Annotated in this window: 3 protein-coding genes; all 3 read right to left on the bottom strand. The window is 69.1% G+C overall.

Going from position 1 to position 2,285, the window contains the following annotated elements; all coding sequences use genetic code 11:
- On the bottom strand, nt 1–424 hold a 424-nt coding region (locus tag EGJ34_RS21430; protein ID WP_125362417.1), incomplete at its 3' end, for an AMIN domain-containing protein.
- Between the two features lie 88 nt (nt 425–512).
- Entirely contained in the window at nt 513–995 is a 483-nt protein-coding gene (tsaE, locus tag EGJ34_RS21435) for a tRNA (adenosine(37)-N6)-threonylcarbamoyltransferase complex ATPase subunit type 1 TsaE (RefSeq protein WP_125362415.1), read from the bottom strand.
- A gap of 5 nt (nt 996–1,000) precedes the next feature.
- The coding region (locus tag EGJ34_RS21440; protein WP_125362416.1) for an NAD(P)H-hydrate dehydratase at nt 1,001–2,285 on the bottom strand (1,285 nt) is incomplete at its 5' end.

A 2,285-nucleotide genomic window follows, 5' to 3' on the forward strand; every position in this document is an offset into this window, starting at 1 on the left:
GCTTGGCCGTCGGCACCGTCGCGACGCTGGCCGGCGCATCGCCCGGCCACTCGATCACGAGGCGGGACTCTTCGCCCTGCTTGAGCATCTGCGGCTTGAACGGGGCCACCGACTCGGCCAGGTCGAACACCACGCGGAACGTGCCCGGGACCGGCTGGCCGGTGCGCACCGCGGTGACCACACCCGTGGGGCTCGGCAGCTTGAGGTTGCGGATCGCGCTGGAGTCCGGGAAATCCACCACCAGACGGTTCGGGCCGGACAACGAAAGGGTCTTGTAACCGCCACTGCCCGCCAGTGCGATTTCCGCACGGGTGCCGGTTGCGCCGGTCTGAAGGGCCACCTGACGGACCTCGCCCGCCCACGCAGCCGCGCTCGCCAGACAGAGTCCGACGGCTGCAACGATGGCGGTGAGTGATTTCCCCATTGGCATGGATGGGGATTCAATCACCGCGCTGAATGAAAAGCAACTCCTTTTTCCTTAATAATCCGTAACCTGGGGGTGTTTCCTCCTGTCAGCCGGCAGAAAGGGGGCGCAAGTCGCCTCCTTCACGCAGGCGCTGAACCCATTCAGCACCCGCGTCGCTGACACTGCTGAGACTCGCCCTTCGTCCCTGGCCATTGATCTCCAGGGCCACCACCAGGTCGGTCGGCGGCAGCGCGCCAGCGCCGCGTTCGGGCCATTCGACCAGCCACAACGAGGCACTGCCTTCGTCGAGACCGAGGAATTCCAGTTCGTCTGCCTGGCCGATCCGGTACAGATCCAGATGCCAGGCCTCGCTGCCATCAGCCAACGGGTAGCGTTCCACAAGGGTGTAGGTGGGGCTGCGGATGGCCCCCTGCACGCCCAGTGCGCGCAGGAGCGCGCGCGCCAGGGTCGACTTGCCCGCCCCCAGGTCGCCACGCAGCTGCATCACCGCCTGCGGCGGTCGTGTCGCCGCCAGTTGTGCGCCGAGCCGGTCGGTGTCTTCTGCAGTGGCCAGGAAGAAGTCAGTCATCACATTCACAGTTGAGGGTTGAGCCGGCGGCGCAGCGGCACCAGCAGGTCGGTAGGAAGCAGGCCACGCTGGCCATCGCAGGCGGCATCGTCGCCGGCCAGTCCATGCAGCAGGGCACCGGCACTGGCGGCGTCGAAGGCGTCGAGTCCCTGCGCGCGCAGGGCGGCAATGATGCCGGTAAGCAGGTCGCCCATGCCTCCCACGGCCATGCCGGGATTGCCAGCCGCAATCACTCGCGCCCGCTTGTGCGGTGCCGCGACGACGCTGCCCGCGCCTTTCAGTACCACGACCGCGTCGTAGCGTTCGGCCAGGGTCTGCGCGGCGCTGAAACGGTCGGCCTGCACGTACGCGGTGTCCGTGCCGAGCAGGCGCGCCGCCTCGCCGGGATGCGGCGTCAGGATGGCACCCGCGATCGGTTGCGGAGAACTCGCCAGCAGGTTCAGCGCGTCTGCGTCGACCACCAGCGGCAGGCCGCTTGCACGTGCCTGCCGCCAGCACTCGCGCGCCCAGTCATCCTGGCCCAGCCCGGGTCCAATCGCGATCACCTTGGCGCGCGGCAGCAGCTGCTGCAGTCCAGCGCTGTCCTGCACCGCGTGCGGCATTGCTTCCGGCAGGCGACACAGCAACGGGGTCACGTGCTGCGGTTGGGTGGCGACGCTGACCAGTCCTGCGCCGGCGCGAAGCGCAGCCTCAGCCGCCAGCATCACCGCACCTCCGCTGCCGGCATTGCCACCGATGCACAGCACGTGGCCGGATTCGCCCTTGTGGGTGTTGACGCGTCGGGGCCGCAGCAGTGTCGGCAGCCGGGCGGCGTGCCAGAGATCTACGCTGGCACTGGCGCCGACATCGGCGTCCGACCCTGCGGGAAGCTGCAGCGGAGCCAGCCTGCGCTCGCCGACGAATTCCAGCGCCTGCCCGGTATACAGGCCCTGGTGCGGGACAATGAACTGCAGCGTGCAGGTGGCGCGCACTGCCGCCCCGGCCACATGGCCCGTCTGTGCATCGACGCCACTGGGGACGTCCAGCGCCAGCACCGGCACACCTGCGGCATTGACGGCCGTGATGACACGTTCCGCCTCTCCTGTCGGTGCACGGTTCAAGCCGATGCCGAACAGGGCATCCACCACAACGTCAGCACCGGGCAGTTCCCCGCCCGATTCCGCGACCACGCCGCCCACGGCCACGAACTGTGCCCGCATACGCTGTGACAACGCGCTCGGCCCCCCTTCGTCGCCCAGCCGCAGCACCTGCACCGTGCGCCCGGCCTGCACCGCCAGCCGCGCCAGCACC

This window comes from Stenotrophomonas sp. 278 (assembly GCF_003935715.1).
GTDB lineage: Bacteria > Pseudomonadota > Gammaproteobacteria > Xanthomonadales > Xanthomonadaceae > Stenotrophomonas > Stenotrophomonas maltophilia_AH.